General features: G+C 54.1%; 13 protein-coding genes. 5 read left to right on the plus strand and 8 right to left on the minus strand.

From position 1 onward, the window contains the following. Positions 1-99 precede the first annotated feature (99 nt). The 5 genes from KJS42_RS06835 to KJS42_RS06855 form a co-directional block, all read right to left on the minus strand. Positions 100-2,484 carry a phosphoketolase family protein gene (locus tag KJS42_RS06835; protein ID WP_213622400.1) on the minus strand — a complete coding sequence of 795 codons (2,385 nt, stop codon included), beginning with the start codon at positions 2,482-2,484 and terminating at the stop codon, positions 100-102. A 266-nt stretch (positions 2,485-2,750) separates the two neighbouring features. Continuing rightward, positions 2,751-3,479 carry a GntR family transcriptional regulator gene (locus KJS42_RS06840; protein WP_155604687.1) on the minus strand — a complete coding sequence of 243 codons (729 nt, stop codon included), beginning with the start codon at positions 3,477-3,479 and terminating at the stop codon, positions 2,751-2,753. 508 nt (positions 3,480-3,987) lie between these two features. After that, positions 3,988-4,935 carry an SMI1/KNR4 family protein gene (locus tag KJS42_RS06845; protein WP_213622401.1) on the minus strand — a complete coding sequence of 316 codons (948 nt, stop codon included), beginning with the start codon at positions 4,933-4,935 and terminating at the stop codon, positions 3,988-3,990. A gap of 98 nt (positions 4,936-5,033) precedes the next feature. Beyond that, positions 5,034-5,957 carry a PadR family transcriptional regulator gene (locus tag KJS42_RS06850; RefSeq protein WP_213622402.1) on the minus strand — a complete coding sequence of 308 codons (924 nt, stop codon included), beginning with the start codon at positions 5,955-5,957 and terminating at the stop codon, positions 5,034-5,036. A 430-nt stretch (positions 5,958-6,387) separates the two neighbouring features. Next, on the minus strand, positions 6,388-7,071 hold the full coding sequence (locus KJS42_RS06855) for a histidine phosphatase family protein (protein ID WP_244868404.1): 684 nt from the start codon (positions 7,069-7,071) through the stop codon (positions 6,388-6,390). Between the two features lie 114 nt (positions 7,072-7,185). Between KJS42_RS06855 and KJS42_RS06860 the strand changes: the two genes are divergently transcribed. Further along, positions 7,186-7,806, plus strand: a complete 621-nt coding sequence (locus KJS42_RS06860; protein WP_213622403.1) for a TetR/AcrR family transcriptional regulator — start codon at positions 7,186-7,188, stop codon at positions 7,804-7,806. Between the two features lie 315 nt (positions 7,807-8,121). Then, positions 8,122-8,766 (plus strand): peroxiredoxin-like family protein, encoded by a 645-nt coding sequence (locus KJS42_RS06865; protein WP_155604683.1) that lies wholly within the window; start codon positions 8,122-8,124, stop codon positions 8,764-8,766. Here the strand turns inward: KJS42_RS06865 and KJS42_RS06870 are convergent. Beyond that, positions 8,753-10,651 (minus strand): heavy metal translocating P-type ATPase, encoded by a 1,899-nt coding sequence (locus KJS42_RS06870; protein ID WP_213622404.1) that lies wholly within the window; start codon positions 10,649-10,651, stop codon positions 8,753-8,755. The genes KJS42_RS06865 and KJS42_RS06870 overlap by 14 nt on opposite strands. Next, positions 10,635-10,871 (minus strand): heavy-metal-associated domain-containing protein, encoded by a 237-nt coding sequence (locus KJS42_RS06875; RefSeq protein WP_155604681.1) that lies wholly within the window; start codon positions 10,869-10,871, stop codon positions 10,635-10,637. Before KJS42_RS06875 ends, KJS42_RS06870 begins: the two co-directional genes overlap by 17 nt. Before the next feature lie 1,029 nt (positions 10,872-11,900). Here KJS42_RS06875 and KJS42_RS06880 point away from each other — a divergent pair. The 3 genes from KJS42_RS06880 (at position 11,901) to KJS42_RS06890 (ending at position 15,177) form a co-directional block, all read left to right on the plus strand. After that, positions 11,901-13,154, plus strand: coding sequence for a saccharopine dehydrogenase family protein (locus KJS42_RS06880; RefSeq protein WP_059041383.1), 1,254 nt, complete (start codon positions 11,901-11,903; stop codon positions 13,152-13,154). A 1-nt stretch (position 13,155) separates the two neighbouring features. After that, a complete protein-coding gene (nspC, locus tag KJS42_RS06885) occupies positions 13,156-14,283 on the plus strand; it encodes a carboxynorspermidine decarboxylase (RefSeq protein ID WP_193418919.1) in 1,128 nt (375 codons plus the stop codon). Between the two features lie 174 nt (positions 14,284-14,457). Further along, positions 14,458-15,177 carry a DUF4386 domain-containing protein gene (locus KJS42_RS06890; protein WP_213622405.1) on the plus strand — a complete coding sequence of 240 codons (720 nt, stop codon included), beginning with the start codon at positions 14,458-14,460 and terminating at the stop codon, positions 15,175-15,177. Here the strand turns inward: KJS42_RS06890 and KJS42_RS06895 are convergent. Further along, positions 15,174-15,767 (minus strand): Crp/Fnr family transcriptional regulator, encoded by a 594-nt coding sequence (locus tag KJS42_RS06895; protein ID WP_213622406.1) that lies wholly within the window; start codon positions 15,765-15,767, stop codon positions 15,174-15,176. The genes KJS42_RS06890 and KJS42_RS06895 overlap by 4 nt on opposite strands. Positions 15,768-15,905 lie beyond the last annotated feature (138 nt).

Below are 15,905 nucleotides of genomic sequence, written 5' to 3' on the forward strand. Positions count from 1 at the left end.
TCTGGGCGCGGATGGCGGAACAAATGTTGTATGTGTTGCAACATTTCGAACATAAAAGCCCGCCCCCCCATAGGGGAGCAGGCTTAATCATGCATCCGCTTATTTCAGCGGTTTCCAAACCCAGTTTTCCACTTCCGGCAAGTCGATGCCTTCCTCGCGGATGTACGCGTGGTGCTTCTTCACCATCGCATCCATTTCGTCGGCGATCGAAGCGTATTGCTCGGCGTTCGGCAGGTTCAAGACCGCTTCTTTGACCAGGTCGAACCGGTCCATTTGGTTCACTACGCGCATATCGAACGGCGTTGTGATGTCGCCATTTTCCCGGTAACCATGCACGTGCAGGTTATGGTTGTGGCGGTCAAAGAACAGGTCCTTGATCAGGCCTTCATAACCGTGGAACGCGAACACAACCGGTTTGTCTTTGGTAAAGAATGCGTCGAATTCAGCATCGGACAAGCCGCGTGGATCCAGCTTCTGGCTTCTCAGCTTCAACAGGTCGACAACGTTGATGTAACGGATTTTCAGATCCGGCAATTTCTCATGCAAAATGCTGATTGCAGCCAAGCTCTCCATCGTCGGCTCCGTGCCGGAGGAAGCGAACACGATATCCGGCTCGCCGCCTTGATCGGTGCTGGCCCAGTCGATCACTTTCAAGCCTTTTTCCACCAGTTCCGCTGCTTCGTCAGCCGTAAACCATTGCGGACGCGGATGCTTGGAGGAGACGATCAAGTTGATCTTCTGACGGTCGTTCAGGATCGTATCAAACACGGCCAGCAGCGTATTGGCGTCCGCCGGCAAATACTCGCGGATGAACTCCGGCTTCTTGTCAGCCAGATGGCCCAACAAACCTGGGTCTTGGTGCGTATATCCGTTGTGATCCTGCTGGAACACCGTGGAGGTTGCCACGACATTCAAGGACGGGATCTTCCCGCGCCAACCATGATCGGTTGCTTTGCGCAGCCATTTGAAGTGCTGGGTGATCATCGAATCAACTACGCGCAGGAACGCTTCGTAGCTGGCGAAGAAGCCATGGCGCCCAGTCAGCACATACCCTTCCAGCAGACCTTCCGCCTGATGCTCGGACAGCTGCGAATCGATGACGCGACCATAGGAAGCCAGGAATTCATCGTTTGGCTCCTTCACGGCGTCCAGCCATTGGCGTTTAGTGACGTCAAACACCGGTCCGAGGCGGTTGGACATCGTTTCGTCCGGGCCGAAGATGCGGAAGTTCTTGTTCGCTTCGTTCAGTTGAACGACCTCGGCTACGTATTTACCCAACACAGCCATGTCCTGAGCGACAACTTTACCCGGTACGGAGTTATCGAGGGCATAATCCCGGAAATTCGGGAGGCGCAGATCCTTCACGAGACGGCCGGCGTCGGTAACTGGATTTTTGCCCATGCGGCGGTTGCCCTTCGGCAGGATTTCGGCGAGTTCGTCTCTCAAACGACCGTTCTCGTAGAACAGCTCTTCCGGACGGTAGCTCTTCATCCATTCCAGCAAAGCCGGAGCGTGTTGCATGTTCTTCTGATCGACCGGAATCGGTACTTGGTGGGCACGGAACGAATTTTCGTTCGGTACGCCGCCCCATTCCTTTGGTCCCGTCCAGCCTTTCGGGGAACGGAATACCAGCATCGGCCATACCGGACGAGTAGCGTCCCCGGTTTCGCGCGCATGCTTCTGGATGGCTTGGATTTTCTCAACGATCGTGTCCAGCGCCTTCGCCATCGCCGGATGCATCAACTCCGGATCTTCGCCTTCTACGAAAATCGGTTCCCAGCCCATGCCTTTGAAATAAGCGGTCATTTCCTCGTTCGTTTGACGAGACAGGATCGTTGGGTTGCTGATCTTAAATCCATTCAAGTGCAAGATCGGCAGAACAGCGCCGTCCGTGATCGGGTTGATGAACCGGTTGGAGAACCAAGAAGCCGCAAGCGGTCCGGTTTCGGCTTCCCCGTCGCCTACGACGACCGCCGAAATGAGGTTCGGGTGGTCCAAAATCGCGCCTGCGCCATGCGAAAGCGAATACCCCAATTCCCCGCCTTCATGAATCGACCCCGGCGTCTCCGGTGCTGCGTGGGAAGCAATCCCGCCCGGGAAGGAAAATTGCTTGAACAACTTCTTCATCCCTTGAAGATCCTGCGTAATTTCCGGATAGATTTCCGTGTAGCTGCCATCCAGGTAAGAGTTCGATACCATCACTTGCCCGCCGTGACCCGGTCCTTCGACGTAGAACATATCCAGATCATATTTGCAGATGACCCGGTTCAGGTGGGCGTAAATGAAGTTTTGGCCCGGAATCGTGCCCCAGTGCCCGATCGGCTTGACCTTCACATCCGAATCCTTCAACGTTTCCAGCAGCAGCGGGTTGTCCTTCAGGTACAACTGCCCCACCGAGATATAGTTCGTTGCGCGCCAATAAGCGTCCAGCTTGGCCAGGTACGTTTTGGAGGAATAATCGACTTGCGTCATCGTAAATGCCATTTCTTCCACTCCCTTTGTTTTTTCTTTCTCTGATCTTGTTCTGTTGCGTTCGATTCTAACCTTGTGAATGTTTTCACCTATACTTCTATAATAACGACCTTTTCAAAAATTGATACGGTCCAATTACGTGAAATATTGAACATACTATGAAAATTGATCGGTCCGCCGCTGCATCTTTCAGTGCCTTTAGCATGCCCATTTTCCCGTCACCGGATAAAAAAAGCAGGCCGAACCTAGGTTCAGCCTGCTTGGATGTCATTCCGCACTTATTTCTCTTGTACCGAAACGAACGTATTAAATTTCGAATATTTATAGTGGAACCGCATGTGCGAGAACTCGAACGGCGTGCCGTTATCTAAGAAAAAGATCCCCTCCATAATGCTGACCGGCTCATTTGGTGCCAAATGCAGCAGCTCCTGGTCTTGCAAATTGGACGGCTCGGCGTAGATCGACAGGAACGACTTGGTCACGGCCAAGTTCCGCGAGTCCTCCAAATAGTTGAAGATCGATCCCTCGATAATCGTCTGGTTCAGGTCCTGCACAATTTTGATGGGGATGTACCCCGTTTCGATCATAAACGGCTCCTCGTCGAAGAGGCGCAGACGGACGATTTTGTACACGAAATCATGCGGCTCCAGAAACAAATCGCGCTGCAATTCCTCGGTCGGCGGAATCACCTCAAAGCTGAGCACCTTCACCTTCGGCTTCTTGCCGTGCATCTGGAAGTTGTCGGTGACCCCAAGATTGGAGCCTTCATAGTTGAAGATGGACTCATTTTTTATGTATAGGGGATTGATGAACGTGCCGGAACCGCGCTTCTTAAAAATAATGCCGTCATGCTCCATCTTCGTCAGCGCGCGCTTCACCGAACTGCGGCTCACCTGGTACGTCTCGCTCAGGCTGCGCTCGTCTGGCAGTCTCATATTCGCAAACTGTCCGGAGAAAATCTTCTCCTTCAGGTCGTCTATGATTTGCTTATAGACTAATTGTGCCATGGGGTACCTCTCCTTCTCCTCTTATTCTACCCTTTTTAGGCGGAACGAGGAACTCCCTATTCCCTATTCTCAACGAGAGTCGAGAGGATTATCTATGAAATTTCGAGTATAATGGGCTATTCGGCGATGATTCGCCATATTGTATTCGAAAAATCATATACAATTGCTCGTCTGAAGCGGAAAAGGCCTATTGTATATGAAAAATCATATATAATAGGTCGCTGAAAGGGCAAAGTGGCTTATTGTATACGAAATATCATATACAATGGGCCCTTCGGTGATGATTTCCCATATTGTATTCGATAAATCATATCCAATTGCTCGTCTGAGGTGGAAAAGGCCTATTATATATGAAAAATCGACTCCATGCGGCAAAAAGGGACCGCCAGGACCTAGGATCCTGACGACCTCTTTGGGAATCCGGACCCACACTCGCGCACGGACCGCCGCATTTTAAGCGAGCAACTGTCACACACTCGCGTGACCCGTCATGGTTTGAACCTGGCGGCTAACCTTGCTGCGCCCCGCCCGTCAACCCGCGGACGAACGCCTCGAAGCTCGGCGCCAGGCGGGTGACTTTCTTGCTCGCTTTCTCGACGTAAACCACTTCGGGTTCGCCGTCGTTGGCAGATTCGCGGTAGTCGAGCATAACCACCCCGGCGTCGGATGGCGTATCGCAGAGGACAACGCCGAATTCGGGATACCCCTCCCGCTCGATCGTCGCGCGGCTCCCGGCGGCTCCGCACAGCGAGTGCGGTTTCTCGCGCCCGATGCCCATGAGACCTAAAATTTCGACGGTCTCGCCGGATTCGCTCCGGAAGTATCGGCCCCGGGGGATTCCGCCATTATGCACTTTCATCAGGTTCACGTAAAAAGCCGGCAGACGGAAAACAAGCGACTCCTCCACGGACTCGATTAATGCGTCAGTTGGCGGTGCGGAGACGTACTTTTCGGCCGCGGGATTGCCGTCATCCCAGAAGCTCGCCGCGTCGAAGTCACCTTCGAAATTAACCGGTGCCGCCAAGGTTTGTCCGGCCTCCGGCTTCGTCGCTTCCGTCTCAGATGCTGCCTCGTTTGGAGTCGCTTCCGATCCAGATGCGCCCTCGGCCGTCTTTTCCTCGATCCAGTTCAGGAATTCCAGGGTGTCCTCGTCTCCCGGCTCCAACCGATCGGCGTTCTCGAACGCCGTCCGCGCTTCGTCGTACCGGCCCAAGTAGTAATACGCCAAGCCGATCCGGTAATGCCAAAGCGGATCCTCTTGGCCCTCCGCGGCAACAGTCAGGAACTGCCCGACCGCCTCATCATACCGCTCCAGATTGTTCAGCGCCCGCCCTAAATGGTTAACGAGCTCATAATCTCTTTCCTCCGCCGGCACGTCCATAATGGCTTGAACGATCTGTTCGTACTCATCTTCTTCATGCCACGTTTGCAATTGTTCCAATAGCTCTTCTCTCATCGATTGGCCTCCCAAGCGCATTTTCCATAAGCAAATTATACCATCTCCGGGACATGCATCACCAGCAAGGCCCACTTGGGAGGCGTACAAGCCTCTTCTTATTCTCCCGCCAACCATTCCTCCGCTTCGGCTTGACTGGCAAATACTCGGAACAGGTTGCCTCGATTGGATTCGGCGAGCAGCTCCTTCATCCGCCCTTTAATCAAGCTCCCGTCGGCAACAATAATGGCGGCGCGGAGCGAGAAGTTCACGAATTTCTGCAGAATTTCTCCGGCCACTCCTGTTCTTAACTTAAAAAAGTCCTCAGACAACGCCTCGGCATGAACGGCGATCCGTCCTGCGTTATGCTCGACGCACACTTCGATCAGGCCAATGGCGTCCTTACCGGTCGCGATCGGCGGTTCGGTGGACGACACGACGACGATCGTTTGATTGTTTTTTTCCACAAGTTGATAGTTCATGGTATGGTTCTCCCCTTCCTTCGGATGACGGATTCCCAGGTCTTCGCGCAGTTGGCGGATCCAGTCGAGTTCGCTCCGGTATTGCTCCAAGACACGGCCGTGGATTTGCTCCCATAGATAGGTTTCGCGGGTTGTGCGGCGCGGTGAGAATTCACCCCTGCGCAGCTTCTCCTCTTCTGCGGCGATCTGCAGGTAAATTTCCTGCTCATACCCCGTGAGGAGTGAATTCAGCTCTTTGGGATCTAGCGAATCCGCCCAGGCGAGGCGCACCAGGAAGGTGTTTTTGAACTCCGGCAGCTCCGGCGGAGACAGCACCCAGGCCTTCAGCTCTTCCCGCCCGGCATCGGTGATCGTATAGATCTTCTTCGACGGGGCGCTGTCCTGATGGTGCACCTCGTTGGTCACCCACCCCTCTTCCAGCAATTCCACCAGTGCCTTGTAGATTTGATTGTTGTTGCCCGACCAGGGCATGAACGGCGAATCCTGGATGATCTTCTTCAAGTCATAGCCAGTCAGGGAACGGGCGCTCAGCATCCCAAGAATCGCATAGTTGATCGACATCCGACTCACTCCTGTTTTCGTTAACCTATGTTAATAGTAACATATGTTTCCGAAAACGCAAGTATATAAAGCAGAAGGCTATGATGAACGGGTGGTGTAAAGACAATAGGCGATGCCGAGGAGTAAAGAGGGAGGGTTAAACCAAGCGACTTGGGGAATGGGGTTAAAAAGCAAGGGGCTAACGGACCGGAGAGCCGTTATTGGCGCTAAAAGACACGCTCCCCAAATCTAACGGACACCAAAGACCTTATAGGCTCGAAATGGATGCGAATTTAGCTAGCGTCCTTGAAATAACGTCATTCCCGTCCGTAAGCACGGGAAATCTCCGGGAAATTGGACAATAAAGTCTTTACGGTCCGTTAGCGGAATGCTGCCTTGAAAAAAAGCTTCAGGCCGCCTCAATAGCGGCCTGAAGCTTCTGCGGGTTTGCCTACCGGGCCGGCAGGCTGGCCCAAGCGTCCAACGGGACGCGGGCCACGAGATCGTAGCCCTGCCCCCGGCCGCGCGGGTGCACGATGACCGCTCCCAACTCAGGGAGCGGTCCAAACCCGACGCCCGGCGGGAAGCTGTGGGCGACGATCACGCGGTTGGCGCCGACCGGAGGCGGCTCCTCCAGCCGCGCGTCCAGCGCGCGCAAGGTCGCCTCCCGCTCCGCGGGCGCTGCCGCCCCGCCGGGGGCGCCTAGCCGCGCCAGCCCGAGCAGCGCCGGCACGGCCTGCACCCGGGCGGGGCCAAAGGCCAGCGCGGCGGTTTCGCGCGTCCGGCACAGCGGGCTGGCCAGCACCGGCGTCGCCACCGGGATACCACGCGCCCGCAGCGCGTCGCCGAATTGGCGCGCCTGGTCGCGGCCGACGGCGGACAAATTGCGCTGCGTCGCACAGTCCTCCGGCCGCAGCCCTGGCTGGTCCTCGCCGATGTTGGCTTCGCCGTGCCGGACGTAAATCACGTAGCCGCCCTGGCGCAGCGCTGCCGACAGTGAGGCCGAGATGCCCTCCCCCTCCGGCCGTGAAGCCTCTGCGCTTCCCGCCTCGAACGAAAGCGAAAATGCCAACAGGGCAAGCAGCATCGCCAATCTCCCTATGAGACGGATGCCGCCCCTTGCTTCAAGTTTCATTTGTTTGACCTCCTTTGTGACACATATCTCGATCCCTAGTGTGCACCGGAAAGGCGTCATTCATTTCTGGATGGATAACTCCATTTTTGATATACTAAGCTCATGAAGAACACGATGACAACAATCAACTCGGAACAGAAACTCACAAAGAAGGGAAAAGAAACGCGCAGCCGCATCGTCGCGGCCGCCGCCGGACTGATGTTCGAACGCGGCGTTGCCGGAACGAGCGTGGAGGATGTACAGAAGGAAGCCAAGGTCAGCTCCTCCCAGCTTTATCACTACTTCAAAGAGAAGCGAGAGCTGGTGCAGGCCGTCATCCTGTTCCAGACGGAGCAGGTGCTGGGCGCACAAGAGCCTTTGCTTAGCCATCTGGACAGCATGGAGGCGCTGCAAACCTGGCGCGACGCCGTTATTCAACTGCAGGTTGACCGAGAGTATCAAGGCGGTTGCCCGATCGGTTCGCTGGCCAGCGAGCTTGCGGACATGGAACCGGCAGCCCGCACGGCGCTTGCCGCGGGTTTCCTGCAGTGGGAGCAGGCGATCAGCCAAGGGCTGCGCGCGATGCATGCACGTGGAGAAATGCGCGCTGATGCTGACCCGGACCGGCTGGCGTTGGCGCTGTTGACTGCCTTGCAGGGCGGCCTGCTGATGACGCAGGTCCGCAAGGATATCTGCGCGCTAGAGGCTGTGCTCGATGCGATCTTGGAGCATATCCGTTCCTATCTCGTAGGATGACGGTGCGCCGTTCGGTCTCCCGGTAAAAAGAGACAACCCGGGCTTGCACCCGGAATCGGCCACAGCAAAGGAGGTTAATCTACGTTTTTAATGGACCCCGTAACCGGCGGTAAACGCCGGGTTGCGGGGTTTTTGTGTGATCTGCGAAGGAGGAACATCCTCCTTTTCTGAAAAATGGAGTTGACAATCCAAAAAAATTTAAATAAAATGAGATCAGCTTAAAAATGGAGTAGTCACTCCAAAATAGAACGAACGGAAGTCCCCACCCCGTACAGCGGAAGGGCCGCCGTATCTACCTAAATGAGGTGTATGAAGATGACATTCACGCAAACCCTGGATCAAATGAGACAAGAGTTTATTGCAAATACCCCAGCCGATGTGTATAACGAGTTATTCCGCTTGATCAATGGGCAACAGCAAGCGGGCAATGCGTTCGGTCTGTCGGAGGGCCAAAAAGCTAAAGACTTTACTTTAAACAACTCGCTTGGGCAAGCCGTGAATCTTTACGACGAATTGTCCCAAGGTCCGGTTGTGCTGACTTTTTATCGGGGAGGCTGGTGCCCCTTCTGCAATATGCAGCTACGTTCGTATCAGAAGGTGCTTCCGCAAATCGAAGCCATCGGCGGCCGTTTGATTGCCGTTAGTCCGCAAAGTCCCGATAATACACTGACTCAGCAAGAGAAAGAAGATCTTCAATTCCAGGTCCTGAGCGATACGAACGGATTAACCGCGGCGGCTTATAACATTCTGTACGATGTACCGGACTACATTCAGGACATCTTTCTTAACAAATTCAACCTGGATCTAGCTGAATACAATGCTACCAACCGCTGGATCTTGCCAGTTACATCCACGTTTATGATCGACGAATCGGGTATCGTCCGCTCCGCCTATGTCGAGCCGGATTTCATGAAACGCCCCGATCCGGAGGACATCCTGGAGCAACTTAGACGCCTGTAATTGCCTTGGGTTCTGCGTCCCGCCCCTTATTCCGGCCGGAACTGCGCCCGCGCCGCGTCAAGCGAAGTGCATTCAGAATCACCAGCAGCACGCTGAATTCGTGAATAAACATACCGGAAGCCAGATAAATATGCTCCGTTAATACGCCTGCCAGCAACAGAACCACCACCGCCACGGCAAACGATACGTTTTGCTTCATGTTGCGGACCGTGCGTTTCGCCAGCTGGCGGGCGTATACCAGTTTATCCAGCCGATCGGTCATGATGACGGCATCCGCCGTCTCAATCGCAACGTCCGTTCCCGTCCCTCCCATTGCCATCCCGATGTCAGCAGCGGCGATGGCCGGAGCGTCGTTGATGCCGTCGCCAAGCATGGCGACGCGGTACCCCTGACGCTTCCATTCCTGGATATGCGCCACTTTATCGGCCGGTAAAAGCCCTGCGTAAACCTGGTCGATCCCCACCCGATCCGCGACGTGTTGGGCGGCATGTCGATTGTCGCCGGTCAGCATCAAGACCCGCTTCACCCCCTGCCGCTTGAGTTCCCGGATCGCTTCCTTCGCTTCGGGCCGCACAGGGTCGGTGATGGCGACCATGCCGATCAATTTCTCGTCAGTTGCCACAAACACGACGGTATAGCCCTGCTTCTCTTGGCGTTCGGCCTCCGTCCACGCTTCCTTGTTCTTCGCAACGCCTAAATGATCCATCCACTCCCGTTTTCCAACTAAAACGGCCTTTCCGCCAACCGTTCCGCTAATCCCGCTTCCTTTGTGTACTTCCACCCGCTCCGGCCGCTCGGCGGGCTCGACTTCCCGCTCCTTCGCCGCGTTCACGATGGCCTGGCCAAGCGGATGCTCCGATGCAGACTCGACTGCGGCGGCCAGCATCAATAGCTCGCGTTCCTGCGTGCCGCCATAGGTGTGTACCGCAACCACGCCCGGTCTGCCTTCCGTCAACGTTCCCGTCTTGTCGAATACGATGACTTCCGCCTTTGCCAGGTTTTCGAGAACCTCTCCGCCCTTGACCAGCAATCCGTTCGCGGCTCCGTTACCGAGTCCGGCCACCATGGACACGGGAGCGGAAATGACCAGTGCCCCAGGACAAGCGATCACCAGAAACGTTAGCGCCAGCTCCGGATTTCGAGAGATAAAGTAAACCAGAACCGCTAGCGCCAGCATGCCCGGCGTATAGTAGGAGGCAAATTTGTCGAGGAACTTTTGCGTCTTTGCCTTGGACTCCTGAGCTTCTTCGACAAGCTCGATGATTTTGGCAAAGGTCGTGTCTTCGCCAACTTGCTCCGCGATGACTTCAAGGTATCCGGTATCCACGGTCGTTCCGCTGAAGACGCGGTCGTGAACCTGCTTAGCGACGGGAACCGGCTCTCCAGTGATCGCAGCTTCGTTAACGAGGGCCTGACCGGAAGCGACCTGGCCGTCGACCGCGATTTTGCTGCCCGAAGGCAGAAGCACCCGGTCCCCCCGGGCCACTTCGGACGCGAACAACTTGACCTGGGTGCCGTCCCGCAGGACGATAGCTTCGGCTGGGGCCAGATCGACCAACGCCTTCAAGGCGGAGCGCGTCTTGCCTAGCGTAATCGCCTCGAGGTACGCCCCCAGCCGGAACAAGAAGGCCACTGCGGCCGCCTCAACGTATTCGCCTAGGATCACCGCTCCGATCATCGCGATCGTCACCAACAGCTCGATGCTGAAGGCGGACATCCGAAGCGATTGAACTGCCTTGACCGCGATCGTCCATCCGGATATCGCAGACGCCAGCAGCAACGCCCCATTCTGTGCAACCTCCCAGCCCAGGAGGTGGAACCCGCCCGCCAGGGCTAGAAGCAGCCCAGACGCCAACAACGCTGCCGCTTTACGAGGTTTGGCCATCGCTCTGACCTCCCCCAATGACCGGGTAACCCAGCTTCGCCATTGCGTTTCTCAGTTGCTCCTCCTGCACCTGTTTCTCGTCAAACTCAACTTTCACTTGGCTGGAGTGGAACAACACTTTGGCTTCCTGTACCCCCGGCTGTTTCGTCAGTACGGTTTCGATTTTCTTGATGCAGCTCGGACAAGTTAACTCTTCTACTTTCCATTTCACGTTGACCATTTGGCATATCCCCTTTCGGTTATCGATGGCTTCATCGTAACCTGGATGCCAAAGGGTTTCCTTGATTCGCGTCAAGTTGGTGATTAGGGATGTGCGACGGGGTGCGATGGGGGGTACGGAGGGGTACGGAGGGGTACGGAGGGTTACGGGGGGGTTACGGGTTCGACTGGGTGTGACGGAATGAGCCTAGTCGTGTAACGCTTGTGACAAACGCTATTCGCGCCAAAATGGAAGTTTTCTACGCGTAACGCTTACCTGGAACTCTATTGGGTCGATTTTACGAGTTCTACAGCGTATTTTCCGTCCATAAGCTCGCTGACAAGCGTTAGTACGCCAGCCCCCCTGTTTTTTGCCAAATAAGACTCGTGGCAAGCGTTAGCGCAGACGGACGCGCAGACAGATGAGCAGACGAACGGGCAGATGGATGGGCAGACGCGCGGGCAGACGCGCGAACAGACGAACAACCCACGTAAAGCACCCTAAAACTCAAGAAAAATTTATTTTAAATTAGCTATTGCCGTCCGAAACAGTTCCTGCTAATATAAAGGAGCATGATTTTTGGAAAGGTTGTATTCAATATATCGCGAGTCTTTCCAAGCAGATAATTTTTGACCACTTTCCTACAAGAGAGTTAAGGCCATACGGACAGCCGGGTCAAATGCCGATTGGCAACTTAGTTGCCTTATTGATTGAGTTAAAAGCTCAAATTTTATAAGTTGGTTACTTTACAACCAGTGCATATGCACATCAACTTGTGAAACGGTCAATAAGAGTGGTAAAGGCGAATTATTTGCTAAATAGACTCTGATCAAAGCATGATATATTGAATATTAAGACTTCCACTACGTGCGTTCGTGCGATGGTTTCGTACGGCGATGCAGACGGGCGTTCGTCCGTCATTCTGGAGCTTACTTAATATTGACTATATCAGAAGCAAGTGATGATGCGCAGGTATGCGTATGTTCACTTGCTTTTTTTACGTTTCACGCCCGCTATGCCAAAATTCGAAGAAGGTTAGGAGATGGAAAAATGGGAAAAGCACTGATCATCGGCTGCGGCGGCGTCGCTGCTGTAGCCATCCACAAATGTGTTCAAAACAGCGAGGTTTTTGAGGAAATCTGCATTGCCAGCCGCACGAAGTCGAAATGCGACGCACTGAAAGCGAAGCTGGACGGCGGCAAGACGAAAATCACGACGGCGCAAGTCGATGCCAACAACGTCGACGAACTGATCGCGCTGATCAACGAAGTTAAACCGGACGTGGTGATGAACCTGGCTCTGCCGTATCAGGATTTGACGATCATGGACGCCTGCCTGGCAACCAAGACGAACTACATGGATACGGCGAACTATGAGCCGGAAGATACCGCGAAATTCGAATACAAGTGGCAATGGGAATACCGCGAGCGCTTTGAGCAAGCCGGCATCACCGCACTGCTGGGCAGCGGCTTTGACCCAGGCGTAACCGGCGTATTTTCCGCGTATGCCCTGAAACATCACTTCGACGAAATCGAGTACATCGATATCCTCGACTGCAATGCGGGCGACCACGGCTATCCGTTTGCGACGAACTTCAACCCGGAGATCAACATCCGCGAAGTGTCCGCGAAGGGCAGCTACTGGGAGAACGGCGAATGGATCGAAACCGAGCCGATGGAAATCAAACGCGTCTACAACTTCCCTGAAATCGGCGAAAAGGATATGTACCTGCTGCACCATGAGGAAATCGAGTCCCTGGCCCTTAACATTCCAGGCATTAAACGGATCCGCTTCTTCATGACGTTTGGCCAAAGCTACCTTACGCACTTGAAATGCCTCGAAAACGTCGGCATGACTTCGATTGAGCCGATCGAATTCGAAGGCAAGCAAATCGTGCCGCTGCAGTTCCTGAAAGCCGTACTGCCGGATCCGTCTTCGCTTGGACCGCGTACGAAAGGCAAAACGAACATCGGTTGTATTTTCAAAGGCAAAAAAGACGGCAAAGATAAGCTGTACTATGTATATAACGTGTGCGACCACGAAGAATGCTACAAAGAAGTCGGCTCCCAAGCCGTAGCTTACACGACCGGCGTTCCGGCGATGATCGGCGCAATGATGCTGATGAACGGCACTTGGAACAAACCAGGCGTTTACAACATCGAGGAGTTCGATCCGGATCCATTCATGGATGCGCTGAACAAATGGGGTCTGCCTTGGCAAGAAAGCTTCAATCCGGAGCTGGTAGACGCGTTCCCGGAAGAGGAGACCTCCGCAGAGCGCAAAGAAACGGAGTACGTTAGATAATATGCGCTTCGAGGAACTGCCAACACCTTGTTATGTGGTCGATGAGAAACTTTTGGAACAAAACCTGAAGATCCTGGGCGGCATCATGGAGCGGACGGGCGCGAAGATTATTTTGGCGCAAAAAGCATTTTCGATGTACACCACTTATCCGCTGATCGGCCAGTATTTGAGCGGGACGGCATCCAGCGGCCTGTTCGAAGCCCGGCTCGGTCACGAGGCGATGGGCAAGGAGAATCACGTCTTTGCCCCGGCCTACCGGGACGATCAGATGGACGAAATCATCGAGCTCTGCGATCACGTGATCTTTAACTCGTTCTCCCAAGTGGAGAAATATCGCGATCGGGTGCTGGCGGCCGGTAAAAAAATCGGCCTGCGCATCAACCCGGAATGCTCCACGCAGGTGGGGCATGACATCTACAACCCTTGCGCCGTCGGATCGCGGTTTGGCGTGACGCTCGAGCATTTCCGTCCGGAACTGTTGGAGGGCGTGTCTGGTCTTCATTTTCATACCTTGTGCCAGCAGAACTCGGACGATTTGTCGACCACGCTGGATGCGATTGAAGAGAAGTTCGGAACATGGCTGCCGCAAATGGAATGGATCAATTTCGGCGGCGGCCATCACATCACGCGGGAAGACTACGATATTCCGTTGCTGGAAGCGTGCATTCGGCGGATGCAGGACAAATACGGTTTGGAAGTGTATCTGGAACCGGGCGAAGCTGTGGCGCTGAACGCCGGTTACCTGATCACGACCGTGCTGGATACGATGAAGAACGGCATGGACATCGCCATTGTTGATGCCTCGGCCTCCTGCCATATGCCGGACGTGCTCGAGATGCCGTACCGTCCACCGCTGTTCGGTTCGGGCGAAGCCGGCGAGAAGCCGTATACCTATCGACTGGGCGGGCCAACTTGCCTGTCCGGGGACAATATCGGCGACTATTCGTTTGACCAGCCGCTGAAGCCTGGCGACCGCCTGGTGTTCGGCGACATGGCGATCTACTCGATGGTGAAGAACACCACCTTCAACGGCATGCCGTTGCCAGCACTTGTGCTGCAGCATAAGGATGGCGACTGCGAAATCCTGCATGAGTTTGGATATGAAGATTTCAAAATGCGGTTGGCGTAAGTCGCCGCTTAAATGAAACGGAACCGCCTTTTCGATCGAATGGGGCGGTTCCGTTTTTGATATGGATTAGAAATTGCGAACCAAGAATGAAAAATTAACTTAAGTTAATGCCCCTTCCAGCCCCTTTGGCTAAAATGATGAATGATTTCAAGTCATTTTAGGGGGTTGTATGAAATGGAAACGTTGGAAAAGGAACGAGGGTTTCGGCACCAAGCGGCTCGAATCGGAGGTGCGGCACTGCTCCTCATGGCCATCGCGGCATCGTTCTCCTATGGTTTTGTCCATGAAAGCCTAACGGGCCATGGCGACGCCAGCGCCACATGGAATCATCTTCGATCCGCCAATCTGCTGTTGAAAAGCGAAATCGCGGGCTGGATCCTCATCCTGATTTGCGATATCGTAGCCGCTTGGGCCATTTATGTTTTCCTGAAGCCTGTTCATGAGGCCTTGGCCTTGCTCAGCGCTTGGTTTCGACTGACTTACGCGGCAATCTTAGGAGTTTCCATATTGAATTTATTGTTCGTGTCGCTGCTCTCTGGTTCTCCAGAAAAATTCGCCGGGTTGGGCCAAGGACAGCTTCCCGCCGTTACGATGCTATTCCTGGATGCGTTCGAGTCCATCTGGTCGGTAGGGCTGATCATTTTTGGCGGACATCTCCTGATTGTGGGTTATGTGGCTATTTCATCGGACCATATCCCGAAAATCATCAGTATTTTATTGCTTCTGGCATCCGCCGGTTATATTCTCATCCATCTCGCTCCTATGTTTCTATCCGCATCCGATCCTATCGTTGTCGTCATGGAGTATATCTTCAAGGTGCCTATGATCTTCGGCGAATTGGGTTTTGGTCTCTGGTTACTGTTTAGGGGAGGGAAGGTGACCGCAAAGAACTAAGGGTTTCTACCGGCGTTTAGCGGGACCTTTTTTTTCATCCGGCTTAGCGACTCGGGGGTCATGCCTAGGTAGCTCGCCAATTGATGCTGCGGTACCCGGTCGGCGAGCCCGGGCCGGCTCAGCAAAAGGTTTTTGTAGCGCTCTTCGGGCGTGGAGGCGATAAACGCGGCGAACTGATCTTGCACCTCTCCAAAGTTCTCTTCGATCATCCTTCGCGTCATCGTCTCCAATTGCTTATATTTTTCATACATCCCTTGTTCCGCGTCTAACTGGCCCACAACCAAAACGCAAAATTCCAAACAGATCAACGAATAATCGGAAGTGCTGCCCTGTTTAGGTCGATTGAAGTACGCTATGGCTTGTTCTTCTGTATAGAAGTTGGACGTAACCTCTTTCCCGTCCTCATCCACCGAATACTGCCTCACGCAGCCGAGCAATACGAAATAACACTTATCCAGTGGTTCCCCTTGCCGTAAAAGGAGAGTTCCTCTTTCAAATTCCTCCACCCGGCGATCTGAAAGAATGGCCCGCTGTTCATCTTCCGTTAAGGAGGTAAACTTGTTCATGTACTTCATCAGACGTTCTTTCATGCCTATCCGCTCCTCCCGGGAATCCCTTCTGATTTCATTATATCTATCCTCTCCTTGAACGGGGCAAGAATCTGAAAACCGGCATACATCCGTTGGGATAGCCAATGATCTTAATCCTGCACACCATTCTCATAGAAA

Source organism: Paenibacillus sp. J53TS2, assembly GCF_018403305.1.
GTDB classification, from domain to species: Bacteria; Bacillota; Bacilli; order Paenibacillales; family Paenibacillaceae; genus Fontibacillus; species Fontibacillus rhizolycopersici.

What these genes read in the sequence shown, in the direction of transcription:
- KJS42_RS06845 (WP_213622401.1), bottom strand. Translation starts at nt 4,935, where the DNA reads ATGAGAGAAGAGCTATTGGAACAATTGCAAACGTGGCATGAAGAAGAT.
- KJS42_RS06895 (WP_213622406.1), bottom strand. Translation starts at nt 15,767, where the DNA reads ATGAAAGAACGTCTGATGAAGTACATGAACAAGTTTACCTCCTTAACG.
- KJS42_RS06865 (WP_155604683.1), top strand. Translation starts at nt 8,122, where the DNA reads ATGACATTCACGCAAACCCTGGATCAAATGAGACAAGAGTTTATTGCA.
- KJS42_RS06890 (WP_213622405.1), top strand. Translation starts at nt 14,458, where the DNA reads ATGGAAACGTTGGAAAAGGAACGAGGGTTTCGGCACCAAGCGGCTCGA.
- KJS42_RS06835 (WP_213622400.1), bottom strand. Translation starts at nt 2,484, where the DNA reads ATGGCATTTACGATGACGCAAGTCGATTATTCCTCCAAAACGTACCTG.
- KJS42_RS06860 (WP_213622403.1), top strand. Translation starts at nt 7,186, where the DNA reads ATGACAACAATCAACTCGGAACAGAAACTCACAAAGAAGGGAAAAGAA.
- KJS42_RS06855 (WP_244868404.1), bottom strand. Translation starts at nt 7,071, where the DNA reads ATGAAACTTGAAGCAAGGGGCGGCATCCGTCTCATAGGGAGATTGGCG.
- KJS42_RS06870 (WP_213622404.1), bottom strand. Translation starts at nt 10,651, where the DNA reads ATGGCCAAACCTCGTAAAGCGGCAGCGTTGTTGGCGTCTGGGCTGCTT.
- KJS42_RS06840 (WP_155604687.1), bottom strand. Translation starts at nt 3,479, where the DNA reads ATGGCACAATTAGTCTATAAGCAAATCATAGACGACCTGAAGGAGAAG.
- KJS42_RS06850 (WP_213622402.1), bottom strand. Translation starts at nt 5,957, where the DNA reads ATGTCGATCAACTATGCGATTCTTGGGATGCTGAGCGCCCGTTCCCTG.
- nspC (WP_193418919.1), top strand. Translation starts at nt 13,156, where the DNA reads ATGCGCTTCGAGGAACTGCCAACACCTTGTTATGTGGTCGATGAGAAA.
- KJS42_RS06875 (WP_155604681.1), bottom strand. Translation starts at nt 10,871, where the DNA reads ATGGTCAACGTGAAATGGAAAGTAGAAGAGTTAACTTGTCCGAGCTGC.
- KJS42_RS06880 (WP_059041383.1), top strand. Translation starts at nt 11,901, where the DNA reads ATGGGAAAAGCACTGATCATCGGCTGCGGCGGCGTCGCTGCTGTAGCC.